This is a genomic window from Sphingomonas sp. LH128 (assembly GCF_000293195.2).
Lineage (GTDB): Bacteria > Pseudomonadota > Alphaproteobacteria > Sphingomonadales > Sphingomonadaceae > Novosphingobium > Novosphingobium resinovorum_A.
This window is the reverse complement of the sequence record NZ_ALVC01000258.1, coordinates 1-3,136: the sequence shown is the minus strand read 5'-3', so window position 1 is coordinate 3,136 and position 3,136 is coordinate 1. Positions and strand designations below refer to the sequence as shown.

2 protein-coding genes and 1 pseudogene are annotated in these 3,136 nt (G+C 65.3%); 1 reads left to right on the top strand and 2 read right to left on the bottom strand.

Going from position 1 to position 3,136, the window contains the following annotated elements; translation table 11 throughout:
* Both LH128_RS19775 and LH128_RS19770 read right to left on the bottom strand, forming a co-directional pair.
* Positions 1 to 1,625 (bottom strand): flavin-containing monooxygenase (locus LH128_RS19775; protein ID WP_008831455.1); only part of this gene is annotated, 1,625 nt, incomplete at its 3' end.
* A gap of 81 nt (positions 1,626 to 1,706) precedes the next feature.
* Positions 1,707 to 2,633 carry an SDR family NAD(P)-dependent oxidoreductase gene (locus LH128_RS19770; protein ID WP_008831454.1) on the bottom strand — a complete coding sequence of 309 codons (927 nt, stop codon included), beginning with the start codon at positions 2,631 to 2,633 and terminating at the stop codon, positions 1,707 to 1,709.
* A 272-nt stretch (positions 2,634 to 2,905) separates the two neighbouring features.
* Between LH128_RS19770 and LH128_RS19765 the strand changes: the two are divergent.
* A pseudogene (locus LH128_RS19765) lies at positions 2,906 to 3,136 on the top strand (SMP-30/gluconolactonase/LRE family protein); the annotation flags it as partial.

Below are 3,136 nucleotides of genomic sequence, written 5' to 3'. Positions count from 1 at the left end.
CCGGCGACGCCCTCGGCGGTGGCGCAGAACTTGTCGGCACCGCGCCGCACGGTCTCACCGATCATGAAGGCCAGGTGTTCGGCCTGCCGCCCGAACTGCTCGGTGGTGCTGGAGTTGGTCGCACCCTGGATGTAGCCCATGTAGAACATGCCGGGGAACTTGTCGGTGGTGACGCCGTGGAGGGTGGCGGGGCCGTTCTCCCAGTGGTCGTAGATCGACAGGCCGTTCTCGCCCTCGACGGTGGCGATGCCCCAGCGGCGTTTCAGGTCCGACGTCACCTCGAAGCCGGAGGCGAAGATCATCAGGTCGACTTCGTACTCCACGCCGTCGGCGACAAAGCCCTTTTCGGTCATGCGCTCCACGCCCTGCGTGGCGGAAACGTCGATCAGCTTGACGTTGGGCTGGTTGAAGGTGGGGTAGTAGTCGTTGTTTGACAGTGGCCGCTTGCACATGAAGCGGAACCACGGCTTGAGGATTTCGGCGGTTTCCTTGTCTTCGACGATCGCATCGACGCGGCGGCGCAGGCGTTCCATGACCTGATAGTCCACCACGTCGCGCCGGGCCATGATCTCGCCGATATCGAGTTGCGGGAAGCCGTCCGCTTCCAGTTCGAGGTTCAGGTTGCGGCTGATCTCGGTCCAGATGTCGCAGATCTGGTCGGGCTCGCCGGGCAGGAAGAACGCTTGCGCGCCCCGATGGAAGTTCGCCATGCGCTCCTGCTGCCAGCCGGGCTGGAGCGAGGCTGCCCAGTCGGGATCGGTCGGCGGATTGGGCCGCTCGTCGATGTTGGAAGGCGTGCGCTGGAGCACGTAGAGTTGCTTTGCATACTTGCCCAAGTACGGCACCGCCTGGACCGAGGTGGCGCCGGTGCCGACGATGGCGACGCGCTTGTCACGCAGCTTTTCCAGCTCGGGTGCGGTCCACGATCCGCCGCTGTAGTCGTGCTCCCAGCGGCTGGTGTGGAACATCTTGCCCTTGAAGTCGTGGATGCCGGGGATGCCGGGCAGCTTGGGCATGTTCATCACGCCGCCTGCCATGACCACGAAACGCGCGCGGATGTCGTCGCCGCGATTGGTCCTGACGTGCCAGCGTTTGATGGATTCGTCCCAGACGATCCCTTCCACCAGCGTGTGGAACAGCGCCTTGTCAGCCAGCTCGAAATCCTCGGCCATCTTCTGGCAATAGGCCTGGATTTCCCAGCCGTCGGAGAACTTCTTCGACGGCATGTAGCCCGTCTCTTCGAGCAACGGCAGGTAGCAGTAGGCGTCGTTGTCGCACTGCACGCCGGGATAGCGGTTCCAGTACCACACGCCGCCGAAACCGCCCGCATGGTCGATGTTGCGCACGTTGGTCACGCCCTGCTTGCGCAAGTGATAGCCCGCAAGGATGCCCGAGAACCCCGCGCCCAGGATCGCCACGTCGATGTCCTCGACCAGCGGCGCGCGCTCGGCAACGGGCGTGAAGGGATCATGGGCATAGTTGTCCGAGAAGTCCCCGGTCGGGCGCACGTACTGCTCGCCGCCCTCGCGGCGCAGGCGCTTGTCACGCTCGGCGAGGTACTTCGCCTTGAGCGCCGGAATGTCGAGTTCGTCCGGCGCGGGCACGTCGGTTTTAAGGCAGGTCATGTCCAATCCCACTTCGTTCGAGGGCGCTGATCTGTGAGTGGCGGTGGCTCGCACGGCAGTATAAGTCAACAGTGGTGTTGATTATTGCGCCTCGGCGATTTCGGAACGCGCCATGGCGAAGCTGTAGCCGAGGTGTTCGATGTATCCGTGCAGGCCGAGATCGAGCAGGCCGTCCTTGTCGTGCCATGACTCGGTCGCGCTGCCGACGTCCTCGATCGTCCAGTGCGGGCGGTAGGTGCCGACGGTCTCAGCGATGAACATGCGCGAGATGCGACCCGCCATCGAAGACACCATCTCCCCCGAAACCGAGCAGCTTTCATGGCACAGCCAGCCCACCACCGGGGCGACCAGTTCCGGTCCCATCGGCGGATACTGCGAGATGTCGAGGCCGTCGGCCATGCGGGTGACGGCGCCGGGAGCGATGATGTTGCACTTCACCCCGTGCGCCTCGCCCTCCAGCGCGGCGATGTTGTTGAGGCCGATCATGCCCGACTTCGAAACGCCGTAGTTGACGCAGTTGACGTTGCCGTAGGCGCCGCCGATCGAGCTGGTCAGCACGATGCGCCCGTAGCCCGCGTCGCACATCGGTCCGAACGCCGCCTGCACGACGTGGAAGGCGCCGAGCAGGTGGACGTCCACCACCGCGCGGAAGTCCTCGTAGGGGATGTCGCGGATCGATCCGTAGCGCACGTTGCCCGCATTGTGGATCAGCACGTCGATGCGGCCCCAGGTGTCGAGCGCGGCCTGGACGATGGCGCGGCCGCCTTCCGGCGTAGCGACGGTATCGGCGTTGGCGATCGCCTCGCCGCCCGCCGCGACGATCTCATCCACCACGCTTTGCGCGACGCTTGTATCCGGTCCATCCCCGCGTATCGCTCCGCCCAGATCGTTGACGACGACCTTGCAGCCGCGCTCGGCGAGCAGCAGGGCATAGGAGCGGCCGAGGCCACGGCCACCGCCAGTGACTACCGCGACGCGGCCGTCGAAACGCAGTTCAAGGGTAGGCATGGGGACTGTCCTCTCTCGGGGCGAGCGCGTCCGCCGGGAAAACCGGCGGCGTTCGGGGCTCGGCGTTCCAGTCGGGGCGCGTCTCAATGGGTTATTCGGTCTGGTGGACGAATATCTGCACGCAGCCACGCTTGGCAACGACGGGCACGTCGCTCAGGCGATGCTGTGTCTGAAGCCTGACGGAGACAGGCACATCGCGTTGCGCGCATTCGCGCCCGCCTATACCCTCCGGCCAAAGATCTGGCGACGCGCCGGAGGAGAGGGATGTATACATGCTGGAAGCCGCCGGCCGTAATGCCAATGCGATAACCGCGAAGCCTGGCGAGGGCTGGGGCCTGCACCGCATGACCCCGGCAAGCCGCCTCAACGGCGCCAACGGTATCCGCACCGGTGCCGATGGGCGCATCTACGTGGCGCAAGTGGCGGGCAGCAAGGTCAGCGCGATCGACGTCGACAGCGGCGCGATCGAGACGATCAGTGCCAATGGTGGCGGCATCGTCGGC